The organism is Streptomyces pilosus, assembly GCF_014649835.1.
In the GTDB taxonomy this organism is placed as follows: domain Bacteria; phylum Actinomycetota; class Actinomycetes; order Streptomycetales; family Streptomycetaceae; genus Streptomyces; species Streptomyces pilosus.
Genome location: NZ_BMTU01000046.1, coordinates 1 through 860, shown reverse-complemented (window position 1 = coordinate 860; position 860 = coordinate 1). Strand labels below are relative to the sequence as shown.

The 860-nt window shown below is 74.2% G+C and carries 1 protein-coding gene; it reads right to left on the bottom strand.

Annotated elements, in window-relative coordinates:
* Positions 1-860, bottom strand: an 860-nt coding sequence (locus IE118_RS33835; protein WP_189561928.1) for a ketoacyl-synthetase C-terminal extension domain-containing protein, incomplete at both ends; no start/stop codon positions are given.

The following is an 860-nucleotide window of genomic DNA, read 5'->3' as shown; positions in this document are numbered from 1 at the left end:
GATGGCGAAGAGGGCGGGCTGGGTGTATTCGGTGCGGTCCAGCAGCGCGGCGTCGGCGTCGGCGTCGCTGCCGGTGCCGAACATCACGTCGCGCAGGGGGTGGTCGAGCAGGGGGTCGATGTGGGTGCAGACCTCTTCCAGGGCGGCGGCGAACTCAGGGACGGCGGCGGCGAGTTCCCTGCCCATGCCCAGCCGCTGCGCACCCTGCCCCGAGAACACGAACGCGATGCCGACGGGGCCGGGCGCATGCCCCGTGATCACCTCCGGGTGGGGGGTGCCGGAGGCCAGCGCCTCCACTCGCTCCAGCAGCTCGGCCCTGTTCCGGCCCAGGACGACGGCCCGGTGCTCGAAGGCGCTGCGTGTGGTGGCGAGCGAGTAGCCCACATCGGCGGGTGACAGGCCGGGACGGGCCGCGTGGCCGAGCAACCGGCCGGCCTGGGCGCGCAGACCGTCGGCACTGCGCGCGGACAGGACCCAGGGCAGGGGCAGCAGCGGGCCGTCGGATCCGGGGCCCGGTGCCACCTCGGCCGTACCGGGCCCGTCGGAAGCGGAAGCGGAAGCGGAGGCGGGGGCGGAAGCGGCTGCGGTGCCCTCCGCCGCTTCGAGGACGACATGGGCGTTGGTGCCACTGATGCCGAAGGAGGAGACGGCGGCGCGGGCGGGGCGGTCGCCGGTGTGGGGCCAGGGGCGTGCTTCGACGAGGAGTTCCATGGCGGCGGTGTCCCAGTCGATGTGCGGGGTGGGCGCGTCGACGTGGAGGGTGCGGGGCAGGGTGCGGTGCCGCATGGCCTGCACCATCTTGATCACTCCGCCGACGCCGGCGGCGGCCTGGCTGTGGCCGATGTTCGACTTGAGTGAGC